This is a genomic window from Halorientalis marina, from assembly GCF_023028345.1.
Taxonomy (GTDB): Archaea; Halobacteriota; Halobacteria; order Halobacteriales; family Haloarculaceae; genus Halorientalis; species Halorientalis marina.
Genome location: NZ_CP095487.1, coordinates 1,837,679 through 1,857,037 on the forward strand (window position 1 = coordinate 1,837,679; position 19,359 = coordinate 1,857,037).

Genomic DNA, 19,359 nt, shown 5'->3' on the forward strand with positions numbered 1-19,359 from the left:
GGCGACGTGGTGGGCGTTGTCTCGATGATCGTCCGTCTGCTGGACCGGATCGGGTTCCTGTTGCGCGACCGGGAGACGCGCCCGGGACGGCTGACCAACGCCGTCCTCTACGCGCTCAACACGGTCTTCATCGCGCTGTACGTCGTCTCGACGTACGACCTCCCGGCGCCGTACCCGACGGCCGTTCGAGTGGCGGAACTGGGACTCGGTGTCGTGTTCCTCGGCGAGTACGTCGCCCGGGTGTACTCGGCCGACGACCCGCGGGGGGAAGTGACCGACCCCTTCACTGTCGTCGACCTCGTGGCCGTCCTCCCCGTGTTCGCCCTGGGCGGTGCGAACGTGGGCTTCCTGCGTGGCTTCCACACGCTTCGGGTGTTCCGGTTCCTGCGCCTGCTGGTCGACGAGCGTCAGGTGCTCGGCCGGACGCTCCACCAGCGGACCGTCCGTCGGGTCGAACTCTCGGTGACGATCTTCCTGATTTTCTTCATCACCAGCGGGTTCGTCTACGCCGTGGAAGTGCGGGCGAACCCGGGCATCGAGAACTTCGGCGAGGCGTTCTACTACACGGTCATCGCGGTCTCGACGGTGGGGTTCGGCGACATCGTCCCGGTGACGGTGGCCGGCCGCTGGGTGACGGTCGCCGCCGTTCTCGTCGGGTTCGTTCTCATCCCGTGGCAGGCCAGTCGCCTCCGGGACCTCTCGACCGACCCCGACGCCCCCGACGCTGACTGCCCTCGCTGTGGACAGGCCGTCGCCCGCAGCGACCGGTACTGCCGGCAGTGCGGGGACACCCTCTCCGACGACCGCGACGCCACCGACGGGGAAACCCTCTAGACGCTGGCGGCCCACGGGACGGATATGGGACTCGCGAAACACACGGTCAACGGTATCATCTCGCTCGTGATCAGCGTCGGCGTCACCGTCGCGATGGCCGACGACGAGGACGGCCCCTGGGACCTCTCGGAGATGGCCCTCGCCGTCGGACTCTCGGCGTTCCTGTCCGGCTTTTTCACCAGCTACTTCGCGAAGTGATGGTCTCCGAGGCCGAGATCGAGCGACTCCGCCGCGAGGCGGACACGATCATGACCCGCATCCAGCGGGTCGAGGAGGCACTGGAGCGGGCCCGCTCGGAGGACGGCGACCACTGGGACGACCGGGAACTCGACCTCGCGCTGGAGACGCCCCGCGGCGAGGACATCACGGTCACGCTCGACCTCGACGCGGACGCCGCCGCCAACGCACAAACCCGCTACGAACGCGTCTCGGAACTGGAGGAAAAACTCGAACGACAGCGCGAGGTCGTCGGGCAACTCGCCCCGCTCCCGGCCGACCCCGTCGCCTACCTCGTCCTCTCCCACCTCGATACCGTCGAAGGTAACTACCCGCGCTCGATGGCCGGCCACCTCGACGCCGGGCGCGGTCACGTCGAGGAACTCTGTGGCCGCATGGAGACTGCGGGGCTGCTCGAACGCGTCGAGTCGGGCACGGTGAAACAGCGCAACGTCAAGGCCAAGCAAGCCGACGAGGTGCGCCAGCACCACACCTACTACCGGCTCTCCCGCGAGGGCGACCACCTCCTGCGCTTCCTCGGTGATCGTGAGGGGAAACGAAACGTCCTCCGGCACCTCCCCGACGGCAGGCGCATCGCCGAGCGGCTGGCGCGTGGCGGCCCGGACTACCCGCGGATGACCGCCGAGGAGCTCGGGATGGACTTCGAGCACGCCCGCCACTGCTATCGGGCGCTCCGCCGGGTCGGTCTCGTCACGACCTACGAGGGCAGCACGATCAAGGGGAGCGAGCGGAAACTGAAGCCCAAAGACGAGACCCACCGGAAACACACCTACTACGTCACGACCGACACTGCGGAGCAACTGCTCCGGGAGCTGGGTTGAAACCGATGTTTTCAGGTGGTTAGCGCCGGAGTAACTGGTGATGGGCTACGACGGACTCTTGCTCGATCACGACGGGGTCATCGTGACTCTGGCCGACCGGGCCAGCCTCCGGCGCGCGGCCAGCGACGCCCTCGCGGACGCGGGTATCACCGACCCGGACCCGGCGGACGTGGACGCGATCAGCGTCGGCGTCGACCCCGCCGACGTACGGCGCCTGGGGCGGACCTACGACGTCGAACCGGCGACGCTGTGGCGCCACCGAGACGACCGGATCGAACGGCTGCTCCGGACGGCGACCCGCGAGGGACGGAAGACGCCATACGACGACGTGGACGGACTCACCGAGGTCGACCTGCCGCTCGGCGTCGTCAGCAACAACCAGACTCGTATCGTCGAGGACGTACTCGCCCACCACGGGCTGGCGGACGTCTTCGGGACGGTCCGCGCCCGCGAGCCGACGCTGGCGAGTCTCGACCGGAAAAAGCCCGCGGCGGACTTCCTGACGGACGCGATGGCCGACCTCGGGATCGAACGGCCGCTGTACGTCGGCGACAGCGAGAGCGACGTCGAGGCCGCACGCCGGGCCGGTGTCGACGTGGCCTTTCTGCGGCGCCCGCACAACGCCGAGCGCTCGCTGTCCGTCGAGCCGACCTACGAGGTAGAGAGTCTCCGCGCGGGCGTCGAGCGGCTTCGCAGGCCGGACTGAGAGGGCGGGCGCGACGGGACGACCCCCCGAGAGAACTGTGTCAAACACACGCAAACGTAGAGAAAACGGTACCGCTTCGGGTGGAGATAGCGCGGCTCGGGGCGTATCGGGTGGAGTCCGGTGGCTCGGGGGCTGCGTGTTTCGGCTCCAGCGTCCGTTCGGTATCGCCTCCGAGGACGACGCGCCCGGCCGGGCTGCTCGGCCGTCCAGGGACCACTCACTCGTTGCAACCGTCCGAGGTGTTTTGGGGGCGGAGTTCCGAGCAACAACCGAGAATGTGGCGAGGTGACGGCCGTTCGGACCGTGCCGTGACGCCGGTCCTGTCGACGCTGTTCATGATCGCGCTGGCACTCGTGGTCGGCATCGTCGTCGTCGTCGGCGCGCTGACGTTCCTGCCCGAAGACACCGAACCGCGACCGCGTGCGGACTTCACCATCGACCGGAGCAGCGAGGCGTTCCGGATCGTCCCCCAGTACATGGAAGACGGTACGGAGTTCGTCCTGCAGATCGACGGCCAGGACGTGTACACGTGGCAGGGCAGCGGTGGCCGTGAGGTCCGGCGGCTCAGCTGTCTGGTCCCCGGCGACGAACTCTCTATCAGGTCGGTCCACGACGGCGGCGGGCGAACGTACCTGATCGAGCGCTACACGGTCGAGGCGAGGACGAACTGTGATCTGTCCGGGACTGCGACACAGTTCGCCTACGCGAAAGTCGGCGACCGGGAGGTTCCGCTCCGCGACCAGTCGTTCGAGTTCACGCTCTCGATCGACCCCGACGGGCCGAACTCGGTCAACGGCGACACGAGCTATCCGACCACCAATCCGTGGGTGTACGTCCAGCGGTTCGACCGCCCGGTCGAGGGGCTCGAACCACCGGTGTACGTCGTCGTGTTCCCCGACAACGTCGGAGACTGGGACAGCAGTCCCAGCGAAACGGACCGCGCGCGGATCGCCGACTCGGTGACCGTCACCGCCAGTGGCGACCTCCAGGCGACGCCCGGCGGCTCGGAACCGACCAACGACGTGTACCTCGTCTTCCAGCCCGGCTGTGAGGAGAGCACGTTCCAGTACGTGACGAAACAGGCGTCGTACGAGAACGTGATCCTCCTGAACGGGGAGCCGCTGTTCACCGCGACGGGTGGGAGCGCGACGTACACCGGGCCCGGCGTGACCTGCACGAACTGACCGGGAGCGACCGGCCACAGCGGGACGAGTGTGGGACACTGCTCGGTGAGAACCGGCGCCCCACGCGCCCGGGGACGGTGGTGTCCTGCGCCGTCAGAGGTCTCTGGCGACCCGGAGTTCGGAATCGGTCACCGTCGCCACGGCATCGGCGGGCACCTCGATGTCGTCCTCGTCGGCGTCACCGAACCCGAACCCCTGGATCCATGCCTCCGCCAGGTCCGGATCCGGTTCGACGTACGCGACCTGGGCCTCGGGGTCGACTTCGGTCACGATACCGATCTGTTCGCCTTCGACATCCATCAGGAACTTTCCCTCGTCTTCAGTTGACAGGACGGACATGCACGTCGAGGTGACCGTGCCATCCCCAAATAACCGGGCCATTCGCCAGTTGTGTTCCGTCGGGAAGCCGGCCCGGGGGACGACCCTGCCGGTCACGGGTGCACTGGGGGCACAACACCGTCAGGAACCCAATCCACTTGAGGCGCGACCACGAGGCGATATTACGGATGAATCCCGACACGTATCTGGTAACCGACGCGGGCCTCTCGGCAGGGCGCTCGACGGTGGAGATCGTCGAGGCGGCCATCGAGGGCGGCATCGACGCGGTCCAACTGCGAGAGAAGGGGCGGAGCGCACGCGAGCGGTACGAACTGGGGCAGGACCTGCGCGACCTGACCCGCGAGGCCGGCGTGCCGCTGATCGTCAACGACCGCCTCGATCTCGCGGCGGCCGTCGACGCCGACGGCGTCCACCTCGGCGACGACGACCTCCCGATCTCGGTCGCCCGCGAGCAACTGGGCGCGGACGCCGTCATCGGCCGCTCGGTCTCGACGGTCGACGCCGCCGAGGACGCCGCGGCGGCCGGCGCGGACTACTTCGGCGTCGGCGCGGTCTATAGCACGTCGTCGAAAGACACCGACCCGGAACAGTCCGAGATCGGACTCGACCGCGTGCGGGCCATCGACGAGGCGGTCGACGTACCCTTCGTCGGCATCGGTGGCATCACGCCCGAGAACGCGGCGGACGTGGTCGCGGCGGGCGCGGACGGCGTCGCGGTCATCTCGGCCATCACGGCCGCGGACGACCCCGCGGCGGCGACGCGGACGCTGAACGATGCGGTCAAGCAGGGGAGGGTCGAAGCGTGACGGTCGACCTCGACGCGGCGTTCGACGCCGTCGCGGAGACCGGCCCGCTGACCCACTGCATCACGAACGACGTGACCGTCGGGGACGTCGCCAACGTCGTCCTCTACTGGGGCGGCCTGCCGGTCATGGCCGACGACCACGAGGACGCCCAGGAGATGGTCCAGGGGGCACAGGCCCTGCTCCTGAACATGGGCACCGTCTCCGAGGCGGGCCTGGAGACGTCGCTCGCGACCGGCGAGGCAGCGATGGAGACGGACACGCCGGTCGTCGTCGACCCGGTCGGTGTCGGCGCGACGCCGACCCGCGACGACGCTGCCGAGCGGTTGGTGACCGACATCGACCCGGCCATCGTCAAGGGCAACTACGGCGAGATCACGGCGCTGGCCGGCGGCGCCGCCGAGGTCCGAGGCGTCGAGTCGGTCGGCGACTACGACGACATCGTGCCGACGGCGCAGGCCCTCGCCGACGCGTCGGGGGCGGTCGTCGTCGCCTCCGGCGTGACCGACGTGGTCGCGACCGCGGACCGCGCCTTCGAGGTCGAGGCCGGCGACCCGATGATGGGCAAGTTCGTCGGCACCGGCTGTATGCTCGGCGCGACCAACGCGGTCTTCGCCGGGAGCATGGACGACACCCTCGACGCGGCGCTGGCCTCGACGCTGGCCTACGGTCGCGCGGGCGAACTCGCCGCCGCCGGCGAGTACGGCGATTACGACGGCCCCGCGAGCTACCGGATCGCCTTCCTCGACGCGGCGGCCGGCATCGACGCCGCGACGGCCGCCACCGACGACGAGCGGATCACCGAACTCGACGTGTGACGGGCGACGAACCCCTCGACGGCACCGTCGCGCTCGTCACCGGCGCGAGCTCCGGCATCGGCGCCGCGGCCGCCCGCCGGTTCGCGAGCGACGGCGCGAACGTCGTTCTCGCGGCCCGGAGCGGGGACGCGCTCGAATCGGTCGCCGCGGACTGCCGTGACTCGGGCGGCGATGCACTCGCGGTGCCGACGGACGTGGCCGACCCCAACGCCGTCGCGGTGCTCGTCGACGCGACGACCGACCGGTTCGGCCGCCTCGACACCGTCGTCGTCAACGCCGGCATCGGGGAGGAACGGAACCGTGCGCTCGACGACCTCCCGCTCGAACAGTTCGAGCGCGTCACCGAGACGAACGTTCACGGGGCCTACTACACGACGCGGGCGGCTCTACCGGCCCTGCGGGAGGGCAACGGCGCGCTCGTGTTCGTCGGCAGCTACAAGGGCCAGTACCCGAGCACGTCGACGCCGATATACGCTGCCTCGAAGTGGTGGCTCCGCGGGTTCGCGAAGAGCGTCGCCGGCCGCGTCGGCCCCGAGGGCGTCGGCGTCACCGTCGTCAACCCCTCCGGCGTCACGACCGACTTCGGCTCGGAGTTCCGGGAGACGACGAACGCCGATTCGCTCCCCGCGGCGGACACGCTCGACGCGACGGACGTGGCCGACGCCATCGCCTACGTCGCCGGACAGCCGGCGCCCGCGACGGTCACGGAACTCGACCTCTACCGCCGTGACATCATGGAGCGGTTCTAAAGCAGAATCGGTCGTGAGCGGCCTGTTTTCGGACGCTGGGAACGCCGCTCAGTCTTTTTTATTCACCTCGGTGTATCGGCGCATATGGTACAAGCAGTCGTCTGGATGGCAGCGTTGAGCGTCCTCCTGCTTTTCCTCGCGGTCCCGGTGACCGTCCGCCTGATGCGGGAAATCCTCGTCCGCGACGAGGAGGAGACCGCCGTGGAGGCGCCCGCGCGAGCGGGGACGAGCGACTCCGCACCGCGGCAGGGTCACACGGGGACGTAATCAACCGAGAGCGGACCAGCACCGCCACGCGCCGCCCGCGAGCGCCACGACCCCCGTCGCCAGGAAGACGGTCGCGACGGGCCCGGGCACTATGGCCGTACACGTCGGCACGACCCCGTTGTCGCCGACGCAGGCGGCCGACGCGGTCCCGAGGAAAAGACAGATCGCTCCCAGCGTCAGCAGGCCGACGCCGCCCAAGAGCCGCGTCCCCTGTCTGCGCCGCCGCTCCATGACCGCCCACTGCCGGGCCACGGCCTCGCGCTCCCAGTCCGTGCCGCGCTCCATACTGTGGCATATGTAAACGAGTGACAATCGGTGTTACGGTGTCGTGCCGGCGTAGTTTTATTCCGGTCCGGCCGGACGGTGGTCCCATGCCGACCTACGAGACGGTCGAGTACGAGCGCGACGGGGCGACGGCCCACGTCCGCTTGGACCGACCGGACGCGCTGAACGCGCTGAACGAGCAGTTGCTCTCGGAGTTCGTCGACGCGCTCGCCCACGACGAGGCCGACGACGAGGTTCGCGTCGCGGTCGTCGCCGGCTACGGCGACGCTTTCTCCTCGGGCTACGACATCGGCGAGGACGAACCGGAGCGGTCCGTCGACGAGGCGATGCTGGACCAGCGGACCCACCTCGAAGCGGTCTTTTCCGCGCGAATTCCCGTGATCGCCGCCGTCGACGGGCCGGCGCTGGCCGGCGGCTGTAACCTCGCGCTGGCCTGTGACCTCACCTTCGCCACCGAACGCTCCGAGTTCGGCTATCCAGACATGCACTTCGGCGAACCACCGCCGAAGTTCGTTCTGCCCTTCGTGACGAACTCCCTGAAGCAGGCCCGCGAACTGCTCTACAACGGGAAATCGATCTCGGCCGAGGAAGCCCACCGGATGGGGCTCGTGAACCGGGTCGTCCCCGACGGCGACCTCGGGGCCGCCGTCGACGAGGAGGTCGACCACATCCTGAAGACGCCGGGGTCCGCCGTCGCGCTCGTCAAGGACATGGTCAACGACGTACAGGAGACGCAGGGCTACCGCCGCTACGGGCGCATCGACGAGTACCTCGGGACCTTGACGATGGAGTCCGCCGCCGCGACGCGGTTCCGCGATATCCGCGACGAAGAGGGACTGAGCGCCGCCCTGGAGTGGGTCCACGGGACCGACAAGGACTGAGCGACCGGCCGGAATCCCGCGTCCCGGCCGATGGGAGTCGGCCGGGGGTCCGGGAGGCACTGCTCGCCGTCACGCTTACACGCGCCCGCCGGGAGAGGTGAGATATGGACCTCACAGACATCGACACCATCGGCGTGGTCGGCGCGGGAACGATGGGGCACGGAATCGCACAGGTCGCGGCCATCAGCGGTTACGACGTCGTCCTCCGCGACATCGGGCGCGAACTCGTCGACGACGGTCTCGCGGCCATCGACGACAGCCTCTCGCGGTTCGTCGAGAAGGGCGACCTCAGCGACGAGGAGGCGGACGCCGCACGCGAGCGAATTGGCGGAACCACCGACCTCGACGATCTGACCGAGTGTCAGTTCGTCGTCGAGGCCGTGGTCGAGAAACTGGGCGTCAAGGAGGACGTGTTCGCCGACCTCGACGACACGCTGCCCGCGGAGGCGGTCCTCGCCACCAACACCAGCACGCTCTCGATCACGTCCATCGCGAGCGCCACCGACCGCCCCGACCGCGTCGTCGGGCTTCACTTCATGAACCCCGTCCCGCTCATGGAGGGCGTCGAAGTCGTCGTCGGCGAGCACACCGACCCGGCGGTCGTCGACCTCGCCCACGAACTCGCCGCGGACCTCGGGAAGACCACCTGGGAGGCCGACGACAAACCCGGCTTCGTCTCCAACCGCATCCTGATGCCCTGGCTCGCCGAGGGGATTCGGGCCTTCGACGAGGGCGTGGCGACCAAAGACGACATCGACCGCGGGATGAAACTCGGGACCAACGTTCCGATGGGGCCGCTCGAACTCGCCGACCACATCGGGCTGGACATCTGTCTCGACGCGATGGAGACGCTCCACACCGAACTCGGCGACCGCTACCAGCCGCCCTACCTCCTCAAGCGGAAGGTCGAGGCCGGCGACCTCGGGAAGAAGTCGGGACGGGGGTTCTACGAGTACGAGGACTGAGTCAGTCGTCGGCAGTGCCGCTCTCGTCACCGTCTAGCGCCGTCGCCAGCGATTCGATGTCGGCCATCAGCGACTCGAACTCCGCGCGCACGTCCTCGCGGTCGCCGAACTGCCGGGTGGCCTTCTCCCGGATTTCGGTGGCGTCGTCCCGGAGTTCGCCGACCTCTGCTCGGAGAGCGTCGCGGCGGTCCAGCAGGCCCGCCACCTGCTCGGCGAGGTCGTCGATGTCCGCCTCGCCGACGAGGTCGTACTCGTCGTAGAGGCCGGCGCCGGCGGCCCCGTGGCCCTGCCCCGTCAGTTCGTAGACCGTCCCCGCGTCGGTCTCGGCCTCGGCGACCAGTCCCAGCGTCGTCACCTGCTGAAGTCGGCTCTCGACGACGCCTCGACCGAGGTCGGTCGCGTCGGTGATGTCGTCGACGGTGGCGCCCCCGCGCTCGTCGACTGCCTGCATGACGACGATGGCCTGCCAGTCGAGCACGTCCTGCAACTCCGAGATCGTCGGTGACATACCCGGGCAAAACTCCCCTGGCGGGGTAAGCGTTTCCGACTCCTTTCAGTCCCGCCGCGGAACGGCCCGCGTCGCGGTGGCCTTGAACGATGCGACGACGGCGTCGCCGGCTTCCAGGTCGAGTCGGCCCACGCTCTCGGTCGTCACCGTCGCCACGAGGGGAGCGTCCGCCCCGACGTCGATTCGCGCGCGGACGAGTGATTCGCCGCGGTCGACGCCCGTGACAGTCCCCGCGAACCGGTTGCGCGCGCTCGTCTCGCCGGGGTCGGGCGCGTCGTCCGGACCGTGCAGCGTCACCGTGTCGGCGCGGACCGCGACCTCCACGCGCTCGGTATCGGGCGGCGTGACGGCCCGCACCTCGCCCGCCGCCGTCTCGACGACGGCCAGTTCGCCGTCCCGCTCGACCACCGTTCCCGGGAGGACCGTCTCCTCGGCGTCGGCGACGCCCGCGAACTCCGCCCTGAGGCGGTCGAACTTCGAGAGCAACCGCCGCGCGGTGTCGGTGAGCTCGCTCCCGCCGCCCCCCGAGCCGCCGCGACTGCGCTCGACCAGCGGGCCGAACGCCTCCTCCAGTTCGACCACCCGGCGCTGGGCGTGGGCGTACGAGCGGTCGAGGGCCGCTGCGGCCGCGTTCAGCGACCCTTCCTCCTCGATGGCCGTCAGCAGCTCCCGGTCCGCGGCTGTCAGGGACACGTCACCGCTGCCCAGGCGCGCGTCGAAATCCGCCGCGATGTCCATACCCACGCTTCACGGCTGCCCGTCAAAGCCGTTGTGCCCGCGATGTGTGTCCGAATCGACCGCCTGCCACGGAGTCCGGGGGCGAGCAGTCGCCGATTCCCGGTACCGAAGACGTTATGCCACACTCGGCACAACGACGTTGTATCTCTCATGACACAACGTACCGGTTCGGGGTATGCGGCGACGGGTGAACGGACACGGCGAGGATTCCTCGCGGCCGCAGGGGGCGCTGGCGCGCTCGCGCTCGCCGGCTGTCTCGGCGGTGGCGGGAACGGAGGCGGTTCCGGCGACGAGATGGCGAGTTCGATGACGATCTTTCACGCCGGGAGTCTCGCGCCGCCGTTCAGCGAGGCCGAACCGCGGTTCGAGGACGAGAACGGCGTCGACGTGACCCGCGAGGCGAAGGGCTCGGTCGCCTCGACCCAGAAGATCACCCAGCAGGGCCGGAAAGCCGACGCCCTCGGCGTATCCGACTTCCGACTGATCCGGGACCGCGTCGTCCCGGACTACGGCGACTGGGTCATCGTGTTCACGACGAACGCCATGTCGATCCAGTACCGCGAGGACTCGCCGGGCGCCGGTGACATCAGCAAGGACAACTGGTGGGAAGTCCTCTCCCGGGACGACGTGACTATCGGCCACTCCGACCCGGCGGTCGATCCCGGCGGCTACCGCGCTGTGATGACCATGCAACTCGGCAGGGAGGCGTTCGAGGGCGAGCGCCTCTACGCCGATTCGACCTACCAGGCGATGATGGACAACGCGACGGTCCCGACCGGGACCGAGACGAACCTGGAGGGGCAGCTCGAATCCGGCGAACTGGACTACGTGCTCTACTACCAGTCTATCTCCAGCACGTCGGGCAAGCCGTTCGTCGACCTCCAGCCGCAGGTCGACCTCTCGCGGGCCACCTCGCAGTACGCCCAGCACTACGCGAAGGCGGAGGTCGAAACCGGGAGCGGCACGTTCACCGGCGCGCCGATCGCGTACGGGATGACCGTTCCGAACGTCGCCCGCGCATCCGGGCGCGGCGCCCAGTGGGTCGAGTACTTCGTCACCGAGCCGGGACGGGAGATCCTCCGGAACAAGGGCCTCCAGCCGGTCGAGACGCCGGTCGTCAACGCCAGCGGCTCGGACGCCGTTCCACAGCGAGTCATGCAACACGCGGAGGCCAGAGAGGCGCTCGGTCCCATCGCGCTGAACCCGCAGTGATGCGGTCGGAACTCGTCTCCCGGCGACCTGCCGGGCGCAAGGCTCAGGGGCACGGCCGCGCAGGGTAGCACCAGATGGCAACCGAGAGTCAACGGTCACTTCCCCTCGACGGGTTCGCGCGGAGTTCGGTCGTACTGGCGGTACTGGCCGTCCAGCTCCTCGCGTTCGCCGCGGCCTACACCGTCGGGATGCCGACGCTGTACGCCGTCTTCCTCGTCGTCAGCGCCGCCGCCCTCGGCGTCGCCAGCCGCGAGGGGGCCTTCGGCGTCGCCATGGCGACCGTCGGGAGCGTCCTGCTCGTCGCGCTCGGCCTCCCGCTTTTCCTCTTCGTCGCCCGGCAGTCCCCGTCGCTGGTCGCCGAGAAGGCGATGGATCCGGGCGTCCACCGCGTCCTCTATCTCGGCGTCTACGCCCCGTTTCTCGCCGCCGCCGCGAGCCTCCTGTTCGGCGTCCCGCTGGCGTATCACCTCGCCCGCGGGTTCCCCGGGCAGGAACTCGTCGAGAGCCTCGTCGATCTGCCGCTCGTGGTGCCCCACAGCGTGGCGGGCATCATCATCCTCTTTGGCTTCGGCCAGGGCGGTGCTTTCCCATCGCTGTCGGTGCTCGGGACGCTCCCGGGAATGGTGCTCGCGCTGACGTTCGTCAGCGCACCCTACGCCGTGAACGCGAGCCGGGAGGCCTTCGAGTCGGTCGACGACCGACTGGAGTACGCCGCGCGGGTCCACGGCGCGACGCCGTGGGCGACCTTCCGCCGCGTGACCGGACCGCTGGCCGTCCGCGGGATGGTCACGGGCGGCGTCCTCGCCTGGGCGCGCTCGGTCTCGGAGTTCGGTGCCGTGGCGGTCGTCGCCTACAGCGTCGAGTTCTTCTTCCCGCTCGAAGGCTCGCGGGTCGTCGCCCAGCACGCGCCGGTGTTCGTCTACAACACGTACCTGCAGGGCGGCCTCGACGAGAGCGGGGCCGTCGCCGCGCTCCTGCTCGCGGTCTCGGCCGCAATCTTCCTGCTCGTCCGCTGGCTGACCAGCGACACGGCCGGCACTGGGGGGCTGCCGTGACGCTCACCGTCGATCTCGCGGCGACGTTCTCCGCGGACGGCGCCGACGACTTCCACATCGCCGCCGCCTTCGAAGTCGAGACCGGCGAGACCGTCGTCGTCCTCGGCCCGAGCGGGAGCGGGAAGACCCTACTGCTGGAGAGCGTCGCGGGCTTTCACGACCACGAGGGGGCGGTCCGCCACGACGAGCGAGTGATCTCCAACGACCCGCCGGAGTCCCGCGACTTCGGGTTCGTCTTCCAGGATTACGCGCTCTTTCCGCACATGACCGTCCGCGAGAACGTCGGGTTCGGCCTGCGATACCACGAGAGCGAGCGTGACCCGGAGACACTGCTCTCGGAACTGGGCGTCGCTGCCCTCGCCGAGCGGTCGCCGCCGACGCTCTCCGGCGGGGAACGCCAGCGGGTCGCGCTCGCCCGGTCGCTCGCGGTCGACCCCGAGGTCCTGCTCCTCGACGAACCGCTGTCCTCTCTGGACGTGCCCACTCGCCAGACGCTCCGCGACGACCTGCAGGACGTGCTGGCAGACGCCACCGCCATCTACGTGACCCACGACCGGACGACCGCGCGGGCGCTGGCCGACCGCATCGTCGTGATGAACGACGGCGGCGTCGTCCAGACCGGGACCCCGACCGACGTGTTCGAGCGGCCGGCGTCGCCGCTCGTCGCGCGGTTCACCGGGAGCAACGTCCTCCCGCTCGCGGCCCTGCCCTCGCTCCGGGAGACGGTCGACGGGACCACCGACGACAGCGGTTACGTCGCGATCCGCCCCGAAGCCGTCGTTCTCGCTGGTGGCGACGCCGGCGCCGTAGACGCCACGGCGACAGTCGAACGGGTCACGCGCGAGGACGCGAGCACCAGGGTCGTCTGCGCGCTCGTGACCGGCGACGGAACAGACGTGACGGTCGACGCCTATAGTGACGACCCGCCGGGCGTCGGGGAGACGGTGTCGATCCGGTTCCCACGCGACGCGTTGACCGTCTGCTGAACCGGACGTTACCCCTCGCTTGAGTGACGGCCAATGCGAAAGCTAAAGGACGAACTTTCCTAGACTATCAGTTATGGACTTGAGCCTCACGCAGGAACAGCGACAAATCAAGGACATGGTGTCCGACTTCGTCGACGACGAGGTCAAACCGCGGGCCGCGGAGATCGACAAGGAAGACGAGTTCCCGTGGGACCTGGTCGACGAACTCGGCGAGCTCGGCCTCATGGGAATGCCCTTCCCGGAGGAGTACGGCGGTGCCGGGCTCGACTACCACGCCTACCCGATGGCGCTCGAAGAGATTTCACGCGGCTCGGGCGGCCTCGGTACCATCGTCGCCGCCCACATCTCGCTGGCCGGCAACATGGTCTACGAGTTCGGGAACCACGAACAGAAAGAGGAGTACCTGACGCCGCTGGCCGAGGGCCACGACATCGGCGCGTTCGCGCTCTCGGAAGCGGGCGCCGGCTCCGACGTGCCTGCGATGGACACCACCGCCGAGAAGGACGGCGACGAGTACGTCATCAACGGCGGCAAGCTCTGGATTTCCAACGGCTCGGTCGCCGACACCGTCACGCTGTTCGCCAAGACCGACCCCGACGCCGGGAACAAGGGCATCTCCTCGTTCATCGTCCGCCCGGAGGAAGACGACGGCTTCATCGTCGAGGGTACCGAGGAGAAACTCGGCGACAAGGGCTGTCCCACCGCGGAACTCCGGTTCGACGGGTTGCGGGTTCCCGAAGACCGACTGCTCGGTGACGAAGGCGACGGCTTCGTGCAGGCGCTCAAGACGCTCAACGGCGGCCGCATCACCATCGCCGCCCGCTCGGTCGGCATCGCACAGGCCGCCCTCAACGAGGCCGCGAAGTACGCCGGCGACCGCGAGCAGTTCGGCCAGCCCATCGGCGAGTTCCAGGCCATCCAGCACAAACTCGCGGACATGGACACCAAGACGCGTGCCGCGCGCCTGCTGATGCACTCCGCGGCCGACAAGAAGATGCGCGGCGAGAAGTTCATCAAGGAGGCCGCCCAGGCGAAACTCTACGCCTCCGAAATCTCCCGCGAAGTCGCGAACGAAGGCATCCAGGTTCACGGCGGCTACGGCTACACCAAGGACTTCCCGTCGGAACGGTTCTACCGCGACGCCAAGCTCAACGAGATCTACGAGGGGACCAGCGAGGTCCTGCGCAACACCATCGGTCAGCAGATTCTGGACTGATTCGGCCCCTGCAGCCGTTCGAGCTTCCGCTTTCGCTCACAGCAGGCTCCGGCGCAGGACGATCACCGAGAGGTTGTTGGCGACGACGAACAGTCCTACGGCGATGAGCAGGCCGAGATAGATCTCCAGACTGCGCATCATCACCCACTGGAGGGTGGGCGTCGTCCGGCGGATGAGTTCGACGATGGCGTAGAAAAACACTGCGGCGAGGACGACGGCGGCGACGTGGACGGTGATGACCGCCACCAGCGACTGGCCGAGCAGCCACGCCATCAGTGGGTTCGACTCGTACTCCAGGCCGACGACCTGTGCGGCGTAGAGGGACGTGAGGAGATAGAGCGTCACCAGCAAGAAGAGCGCGACGGTGATCCAGCCCCAGTACTCCTCGATCCGGTTCTCGACGGTCTGCTGGTCTGGTGGGTTCACAGGATCACCGATGCGACCGACGTTATCGATGGTCGGACAAATCGGTTTCCCCGCCGCCGCCGGTTCGACCGAGCGTTTATATGCAGATACGATGATAGGTCGACTATGGGAGAGTTCATGGGTCTCGCCCGGAGACAGCAGGCCGCCCTCGTCGCCGTCGTCGGGTTCGTCCTCACCACGTACGGGCTGGCATCGTCCTCGGCGGTCGATGCGACGTACGACCCGCTCCCGTTCGGCATCGGGATCGTCATGGTCCTGTACGCGGTCGGCGTCCTGATCCACGACCGCTTCCTGGCCTGACTCACTCCAGTTGGGACTGCAGCCAGTCGTAGTGGTCGTGGAGTCGCCGGTCGCCGGCGTCGGTCAGGCGATAGACATCGGTCAACCCCTCGGCGCGGGACTCGACGAACCCCTTCCGTTCGAGGTCCTCCAGCGAGCCGTAGAACCGTTTCGGCTCGATCCGAGTGTCGTAGTGGCGCTCCAGTCGCGTCTTCAGTTTCTGTGCGGGCAGTTCCCCGTCCTCGGCACCGGCGAGCAGGACACAGAGGTCCCGGCGGGTGCCGCTCTGGAGCCAGCGGGTCATACCGACACTCCCGGGGCCGCGCACAACGGCTTTTCGAGTCCCGCTCGGTCGGACTCACCGACCCCGCCGCTCGTGTACGCAGGAGGGTTGAAATGTTGGCCGACGGAATGTACTTCCATGGCGACCGATCCGTACGGACAGTGGATGGGGACACCGATGGACGAGGGCGACATCGACGACCTGCTCCGCTCCGCAGGGTGGGGCGTACTCTCGCTCGCCGCCGACGACGAACCGTACAGCATTCCCGTCTCGACGGGATACGATGGCGAAGACGTCTACTTCGTGTTTATCAGGGACAGCCCGACGAACACGAAATTCGAGTTCGCCGGGGACGGCGAGACGGCACGGGTGCTGGTGACTGACGTCGCGGGGCGATTCGACTGGCAGTCCATCGCCGTGACCGGCACGCTCCGCCCGGTCGCCCCCGACAGCGACGAGTGGGCGACGCTCATGGACGCGCTGACCGACAACGCCTGGTTCTCCCCGGATTTCGAACGTGCCGAAGGGATTCGGGAGTTCCAGGGCTGGCGGCTCGTCCCCGACGAGGTCCGTGGGCTCGAAGTCAGCGACCGCTGACTGTAGCTACTGGAACCGACAGGTACGACATGCTCGCGCCCGTACCGGTGTTCGATGAGCGAGACCGAGGTCAGCGAGGGAGGCGTGACGGCCCGCTACTACGAAACCGAGGAGGAGCGCGTCCTGTCGTTCGAGCGCGACGGCGCGACGGCGGCCGTCGCCCAGAACGTCGAAGGCTATGCCATGCTGAAGGTTCGGCCGACCCCCGAGGGCGACGAACTGGAACGGTACTACGGCTTCGACATGGCGCTCGACCACGCCGCCGAGTTGCTGGGCGTCTCGGCCCACGACCTCCCGGTCCCAGACCCGGCCGACGACATGGGGATGTGACCGGTTCGGGCCGGTCGCGTGGAGCGGGCGTCCGGTCGCGGTTGACGACGGCCGGTCCGACAGCGGTATAAGGGCTCCGCCGTCTATGGTAGCTGATGTCAGACCCACGTGTAGCCGGCGTTGGCCTGACCCACTTCGGTAAACATCCCGAGCGGACGGGACGCGACATGTTCGCCGAGGCGGGGCTGGCCGCGCTCGACGACTCGGGCATCGACCCCGACGACGTCGAGGCACTCTTCTACGGCAATTTCATGGGCGAGTTGGCCGAACACCAGGGCCACCAGGGCCCGCTGATGGCCGAAGCCATCGGACTGGACGCCCCCGCGACGCGCTACGAATCGGCGTGCGCATCGAGCGGTGCCGCGATCCGGGACGCAGTCCGGGCCGTCCGCAACGGCGAGCAGGACGTCGTCGTGGTCGGCGGCGCCGAGCGGATGACGAACATCGGGACCGCGGGCGCGACCGACGCGCTCGCCATCGCCGCCGACGACCTCTACGAGGTCCGCGCCGGCATGACCTTCCCCGGCGCGTACGCGCTGATGGCCCGCTCGTACTTCGACCAGTTCGGCGGCTCCCGCGAGGACCTCGCCGAGATCGCCGTCAAGAACCACGAACACGCTCTCACGAACGAGCACGCACAGATTCGCAGCGAGATCACCGTCGAGGACGCGATGGACGCGCCGATGATCGCCGACCCGCTGCACCTCTACGACTCCTGTCCCATCACCGACGGCGCGAGCGCTATCGTCCTCACCAGCGAGAGCTACGCCGAGGAGCACGACCTCGACGCCGCCGTCGCCGTGACGGGCACGGGCCAGGGCGGCGACAAGATGGCGCTCCACGACCGGCAGTACCTCGCGGAATCACCCGCCACCGAGGACGCTGCCGACGAGGCCTACGCCGACGCCGGGATCGGCCCCGACGACGTGGACTTCCTCGAAGTCCACGACTGCTTCACCATCGCCGAAGTCCTCGCGCTGGAGAGCCTGGGGCTCTACGAGGTCGGCGAAGCCATCGGTGCCGCGGCCCGCGGCGAGACGACGCGCCACGGCGACCTCCCCGTCAATCTCTCGGGCGGACTCAAGGCCAAGGGCCACCCCGTCGGTGCGACCGGCGTGGCACAGGTCGTCTCCATCGTCCGACACTTCCGGGGCGACGGCCCCCGGAGCGACGACGTGGCCGACGCGGAGACGGCTCTCGCGCACAACGCGGGTGGGACGGTCGCGAGCGCGACCGTCCACGTCCTGGAGGTGCAATCATGAGCGAGGAGACGCGGGACGGCGGCTTCGACGACTGGCTCGACGCGGTCGCCGACGACGGCGGCTACTACCTCGAATGCGCGAACGGCCACGGCTCGCTCCCGCCGCGGCGGGTGTGCCCCCAGTGTGGCGACCGCGACGTGAGCGAGACGCCACTCCCCGACTCGGGTGAAATCGAGACCTATACCATCATCACGGTCCCGACGCCGACGTTCGAGGACGACGCCCCCTTCGTCACCGCGATCGTCGACTTCGGGCCCGTGTCAGTCACGGGCCAGGTCCGCGGCGTCGACCCCGAGGACGTCGAGACCGGTCAGATAGTCGGCATCGACGTCGACGAGACGGTCACGCAGGGCGACCGTCTGGTCGTCTTCGAGCGGCGCTAGCGCTTCTCGGCGCTCGCGTCCGCGTCCGTTTTCACCGCGCTCTCGGCCCGCTCGTCCGCGGCCATGGCGAGTGCGACCGGAAAGGCCGCGTAGCCCACGCCGGCGACCGCACCGACCACGACCGCGATCCCGAGGTCGAGGTGGTCGGACACGGCCTCACTCCTCGGGCTCGGTGGACTCGCCGGGCTCCTCGATCTCGATTTCGGCCGCGTCGGGGTCGAGCGCGTCCCGGAGCACCTGCCGGACGAACTGCCCCGGGTGTTCGACGTGGGGCTGCACGTCCGATTCGTCGAAGACGACGAGTCGGGCGTCCGCGGCCTCGGCGAGTTTCTGCCCCCCTTCGAGCGGCGTGATCGACGCCTCCCGGCCCCAGACGAGCGTCACCGGCTCGTCGAGGTTCGAGAGGGCGCTCCCGAGGTCGATGTCGAGGTCGAGGAAGCCGCCGACGAACGAAGCGGGCGCGTAGCGGGCGCCGGGCTGGTGGCTGGTCTGCCACTGGTAGTCAACGAGATCGTCGGTCACGTTGTCCTCGTCGTAGTAACCGTGGTCGGCGTTGAAGTAGCGGATCGACGGTTTGCTCGTGATGAGATTGTACAGCGCCTCGCCGAAAAGTGGCGCGCGGAACGCGGTTCGGAGCCAGGCCCGCCGGCCCGGGAAGGTGGTCGCGGTCGGACAGACGAGTATCAGTTCGGCGAACTCGACCGACTCGGCGGCGGCGGTCGCGTACGCGCCGGCGAGCGAACTCGCGAGTACGGTCGCGTCCTCGGTTATATCGCGGGCGAAGTCCTCGACGAAGGTAGCGTACAGCGGCCCGGAGTACAGCAGGGGCGGCCGGTCGGAGCGACCGAATCCGGGGAGGTCGGGCGCGACGACGTGGTAGTCCTCGGCGAGGTCGCCGAAGACGTGGCGGAACTCGTGGCTGGACCCGGAGGCGTTGACCCCGTGCAGGCACAACAGGTCGGGATCGTCGGGGTCGCCGGCCTCGGTGTAGGCGATGTCGAACCCGCGCCAGCGGTAGGTGCCCGACTCGCCGTCCAGCGGCGATTCGAGGTCCCCAGCTCGCCCGGCCAACACCCTGTTCGCCACGGCGGTCAGGCCAACGGCACCGACCGCGGCACCGGCGATCGATCGGAGCTTCATACTCACAATAGGGTCGTCGGCGGTTTAGTTGTGGCGCAGCGGGCAGTGGGTGCCG

The 19,359-nt window shown here is 68.8% G+C and carries 28 protein-coding genes; 20 read left to right on the plus strand and 8 right to left on the minus strand.

Going from position 1 to position 19,359, the window contains the following annotated elements; genetic code table 11:
• The first annotated feature begins 24 nt into the window (after nucleotides 1-24).
• From MUG96_RS09225 to MUG96_RS09245, 5 genes are all read left to right on the plus strand, one after another.
• Nucleotides 25-834, plus strand: a complete 810-nt coding sequence (locus MUG96_RS09225) for an ion transporter (protein ID WP_246981752.1) — start codon at nucleotides 25-27, stop codon at nucleotides 832-834.
• Between the two features lie 24 nt (nucleotides 835-858).
• Complete coding sequence (locus tag MUG96_RS09230) at nucleotides 859-1,032, plus strand: hypothetical protein (RefSeq protein ID WP_246981753.1); 174 nt, start codon at nucleotides 859-861, stop codon at nucleotides 1,030-1,032.
• The gene (locus tag MUG96_RS09235; protein ID WP_246981761.1) at nucleotides 1,032-1,892 is read left to right on the plus strand and encodes a DUF2250 domain-containing protein; all 861 of its coding nucleotides are present in this window, start codon (nucleotides 1,032-1,034) and stop codon (nucleotides 1,890-1,892) included. Before MUG96_RS09230 ends, MUG96_RS09235 begins: the two co-directional genes overlap by 1 nt.
• Before the next feature lie 40 nt (nucleotides 1,893-1,932).
• On the plus strand, nucleotides 1,933-2,598 hold the full coding sequence (locus MUG96_RS09240) for an HAD family hydrolase (protein ID WP_246981763.1): 666 nt from the start codon (nucleotides 1,933-1,935) through the stop codon (nucleotides 2,596-2,598).
• Between the two features lie 275 nt (nucleotides 2,599-2,873).
• Entirely contained in the window at nucleotides 2,874-3,782 is a 909-nt protein-coding gene (locus tag MUG96_RS09245) for a hypothetical protein (RefSeq protein WP_246981764.1), read from the plus strand.
• Nucleotides 3,783-3,875: 93 nt separating this feature from the next.
• On the opposite strand, the gene MUG96_RS09250 is transcribed toward MUG96_RS09245, so the two are convergent.
• The gene (locus MUG96_RS09250; protein WP_246981766.1) at nucleotides 3,876-4,121 is read right to left on the minus strand and encodes a DUF8593 domain-containing protein; all 246 of its coding nucleotides are present in this window, start codon (nucleotides 4,119-4,121) and stop codon (nucleotides 3,876-3,878) included.
• A 167-nt stretch (nucleotides 4,122-4,288) separates the two neighbouring features.
• On the opposite strand from MUG96_RS09250, the gene thiE reads away from it, so the two are divergent.
• The 4 genes from thiE to MUG96_RS09270 all read left to right on the plus strand — a co-directional run bounded on the left by thiE (nucleotide 4,289) and on the right by MUG96_RS09270 (nucleotide 6,758).
• Nucleotides 4,289-4,927, plus strand: a complete 639-nt coding sequence (thiE, locus tag MUG96_RS09255) for a thiamine phosphate synthase (protein ID WP_246981768.1) — start codon at nucleotides 4,289-4,291, stop codon at nucleotides 4,925-4,927.
• Entirely contained in the window at nucleotides 4,924-5,742 is an 819-nt protein-coding gene (gene thiM / locus MUG96_RS09260; RefSeq protein ID WP_246981770.1) for a hydroxyethylthiazole kinase, read from the plus strand. The genes thiE and thiM overlap by 4 nt, the downstream gene beginning before the upstream one ends.
• Nucleotides 5,739-6,491 carry an SDR family oxidoreductase gene (locus tag MUG96_RS09265; protein ID WP_246981772.1) on the plus strand — a complete coding sequence of 251 codons (753 nt, stop codon included), beginning with the start codon at nucleotides 5,739-5,741 and terminating at the stop codon, nucleotides 6,489-6,491. The genes thiM and MUG96_RS09265 overlap by 4 nt, the downstream gene beginning before the upstream one ends.
• Before the next feature lie 84 nt (nucleotides 6,492-6,575).
• The gene (locus MUG96_RS09270) at nucleotides 6,576-6,758 is read left to right on the plus strand and encodes a hypothetical protein (RefSeq protein WP_246981780.1); all 183 of its coding nucleotides are present in this window, start codon (nucleotides 6,576-6,578) and stop codon (nucleotides 6,756-6,758) included.
• Here the strand turns inward: MUG96_RS09270 and MUG96_RS09275 are convergent, their stop codons facing one another.
• Complete coding sequence (locus MUG96_RS09275; RefSeq protein ID WP_246981782.1) at nucleotides 6,759-7,043, minus strand: hypothetical protein; 285 nt, start codon at nucleotides 7,041-7,043, stop codon at nucleotides 6,759-6,761. It abuts the gene before it with no gap.
• A gap of 86 nt (nucleotides 7,044-7,129) precedes the next feature.
• Here MUG96_RS09275 and MUG96_RS09280 point away from each other — a divergent pair, with 86 nt between their 5' ends.
• Together MUG96_RS09280 and MUG96_RS09285 are read left to right on the plus strand one after the other, a co-directional pair.
• On the plus strand, nucleotides 7,130-7,924 hold the full coding sequence (locus tag MUG96_RS09280; protein ID WP_246981790.1) for an enoyl-CoA hydratase/isomerase family protein: 795 nt from the start codon (nucleotides 7,130-7,132) through the stop codon (nucleotides 7,922-7,924).
• Between the two features lie 104 nt (nucleotides 7,925-8,028).
• Entirely contained in the window at nucleotides 8,029-8,889 is an 861-nt protein-coding gene (locus MUG96_RS09285; RefSeq protein WP_246981792.1) for a 3-hydroxyacyl-CoA dehydrogenase family protein, read from the plus strand.
• Between the two features lies 1 nt (nucleotide 8,890).
• On the opposite strand, the gene MUG96_RS09290 is transcribed toward MUG96_RS09285, so the two are convergent.
• The gene (locus MUG96_RS09290) at nucleotides 8,891-9,397 is read right to left on the minus strand and encodes a hypothetical protein (protein WP_246981794.1); all 507 of its coding nucleotides are present in this window, start codon (nucleotides 9,395-9,397) and stop codon (nucleotides 8,891-8,893) included.
• Between the two features lie 45 nt (nucleotides 9,398-9,442).
• On the minus strand, nucleotides 9,443-10,135 hold the full coding sequence (locus MUG96_RS09295) for a TOBE domain-containing protein (RefSeq protein ID WP_246981796.1): 693 nt from the start codon (nucleotides 10,133-10,135) through the stop codon (nucleotides 9,443-9,445).
• A gap of 150 nt (nucleotides 10,136-10,285) precedes the next feature.
• Between MUG96_RS09295 and MUG96_RS09300 the strand changes: the two genes are divergently transcribed.
• The 4 genes from MUG96_RS09300 (at nucleotide 10,286) to MUG96_RS09315 (ending at nucleotide 14,604) form a co-directional block, all read left to right on the plus strand.
• Nucleotides 10,286-11,347: an extracellular solute-binding protein gene (locus MUG96_RS09300; RefSeq protein ID WP_246981798.1), complete on the plus strand. Its 1,062-nt coding sequence runs from the start codon at nucleotides 10,286-10,288 to the stop codon at nucleotides 11,345-11,347.
• Between the two features lie 74 nt (nucleotides 11,348-11,421).
• Nucleotides 11,422-12,402, plus strand: coding sequence for an ABC transporter permease (locus MUG96_RS09305; protein WP_246981800.1), 981 nt, complete (start codon nucleotides 11,422-11,424; stop codon nucleotides 12,400-12,402).
• Nucleotides 12,399-13,388, plus strand: a complete 990-nt coding sequence (locus MUG96_RS09310) for an ABC transporter ATP-binding protein (RefSeq protein ID WP_246981802.1) — start codon at nucleotides 12,399-12,401, stop codon at nucleotides 13,386-13,388. The genes MUG96_RS09305 and MUG96_RS09310 overlap by 4 nt, the downstream gene beginning before the upstream one ends.
• Before the next feature lie 73 nt (nucleotides 13,389-13,461).
• Nucleotides 13,462-14,604, plus strand: a complete 1,143-nt coding sequence (locus MUG96_RS09315; RefSeq protein ID WP_246981804.1) for an acyl-CoA dehydrogenase — start codon at nucleotides 13,462-13,464, stop codon at nucleotides 14,602-14,604.
• A 36-nt stretch (nucleotides 14,605-14,640) separates the two neighbouring features.
• Here the strand turns inward: MUG96_RS09315 and MUG96_RS09320 are convergent, their stop codons facing one another.
• Nucleotides 14,641-15,030, minus strand: coding sequence for a hypothetical protein (locus MUG96_RS09320; RefSeq protein ID WP_246981805.1), 390 nt, complete (start codon nucleotides 15,028-15,030; stop codon nucleotides 14,641-14,643).
• Nucleotides 15,031-15,135: 105 nt separating this feature from the next.
• On the opposite strand from MUG96_RS09320, the gene MUG96_RS09325 reads away from it, so the two are divergent.
• The gene (locus MUG96_RS09325; protein ID WP_246981807.1) at nucleotides 15,136-15,330 is read left to right on the plus strand and encodes a hypothetical protein; all 195 of its coding nucleotides are present in this window, start codon (nucleotides 15,136-15,138) and stop codon (nucleotides 15,328-15,330) included.
• A gap of 1 nt (nucleotide 15,331) precedes the next feature.
• Here MUG96_RS09325 and MUG96_RS09330 read toward each other — a convergent pair whose 3' ends face one another.
• Nucleotides 15,332-15,613 (minus strand): PadR family transcriptional regulator, encoded by a 282-nt coding sequence (locus MUG96_RS09330; RefSeq protein WP_246981809.1) that lies wholly within the window; start codon nucleotides 15,611-15,613, stop codon nucleotides 15,332-15,334.
• A 117-nt stretch (nucleotides 15,614-15,730) separates the two neighbouring features.
• Between MUG96_RS09330 and MUG96_RS09335 the strand changes: the two genes are divergently transcribed.
• The 4 genes from MUG96_RS09335 (at nucleotide 15,731) to MUG96_RS09350 (ending at nucleotide 18,164) form a co-directional block, all read left to right on the plus strand.
• Nucleotides 15,731-16,189, plus strand: coding sequence for a pyridoxamine 5'-phosphate oxidase family protein (locus MUG96_RS09335; protein ID WP_246981818.1), 459 nt, complete (start codon nucleotides 15,731-15,733; stop codon nucleotides 16,187-16,189).
• Between the two features lie 54 nt (nucleotides 16,190-16,243).
• Nucleotides 16,244-16,519 (plus strand): DUF7111 family protein, encoded by a 276-nt coding sequence (locus MUG96_RS09340; protein ID WP_246981820.1) that lies wholly within the window; start codon nucleotides 16,244-16,246, stop codon nucleotides 16,517-16,519.
• 95 nt (nucleotides 16,520-16,614) lie between these two features.
• The gene (locus tag MUG96_RS09345) at nucleotides 16,615-17,781 is read left to right on the plus strand and encodes a thiolase domain-containing protein (protein WP_246981822.1); all 1,167 of its coding nucleotides are present in this window, start codon (nucleotides 16,615-16,617) and stop codon (nucleotides 17,779-17,781) included.
• Nucleotides 17,778-18,164: a Zn-ribbon domain-containing OB-fold protein gene (locus MUG96_RS09350; protein WP_246981823.1), complete on the plus strand. Its 387-nt coding sequence runs from the start codon at nucleotides 17,778-17,780 to the stop codon at nucleotides 18,162-18,164. The genes MUG96_RS09345 and MUG96_RS09350 overlap by 4 nt, the downstream gene beginning before the upstream one ends.
• Here the strand turns inward: MUG96_RS09350 and MUG96_RS09355 are convergent.
• Both MUG96_RS09355 and MUG96_RS09360 read right to left on the minus strand, forming a co-directional pair.
• Nucleotides 18,161-18,316 carry a hypothetical protein gene (locus MUG96_RS09355; protein ID WP_246981825.1) on the minus strand — a complete coding sequence of 52 codons (156 nt, stop codon included), beginning with the start codon at nucleotides 18,314-18,316 and terminating at the stop codon, nucleotides 18,161-18,163. The genes MUG96_RS09350 and MUG96_RS09355 overlap by 4 nt on opposite strands.
• Before the next feature lie 4 nt (nucleotides 18,317-18,320).
• Nucleotides 18,321-19,304 carry an alpha/beta fold hydrolase gene (locus MUG96_RS09360; protein WP_246981827.1) on the minus strand — a complete coding sequence of 328 codons (984 nt, stop codon included), beginning with the start codon at nucleotides 19,302-19,304 and terminating at the stop codon, nucleotides 18,321-18,323.
• Nucleotides 19,305-19,359 lie beyond the last annotated feature (55 nt).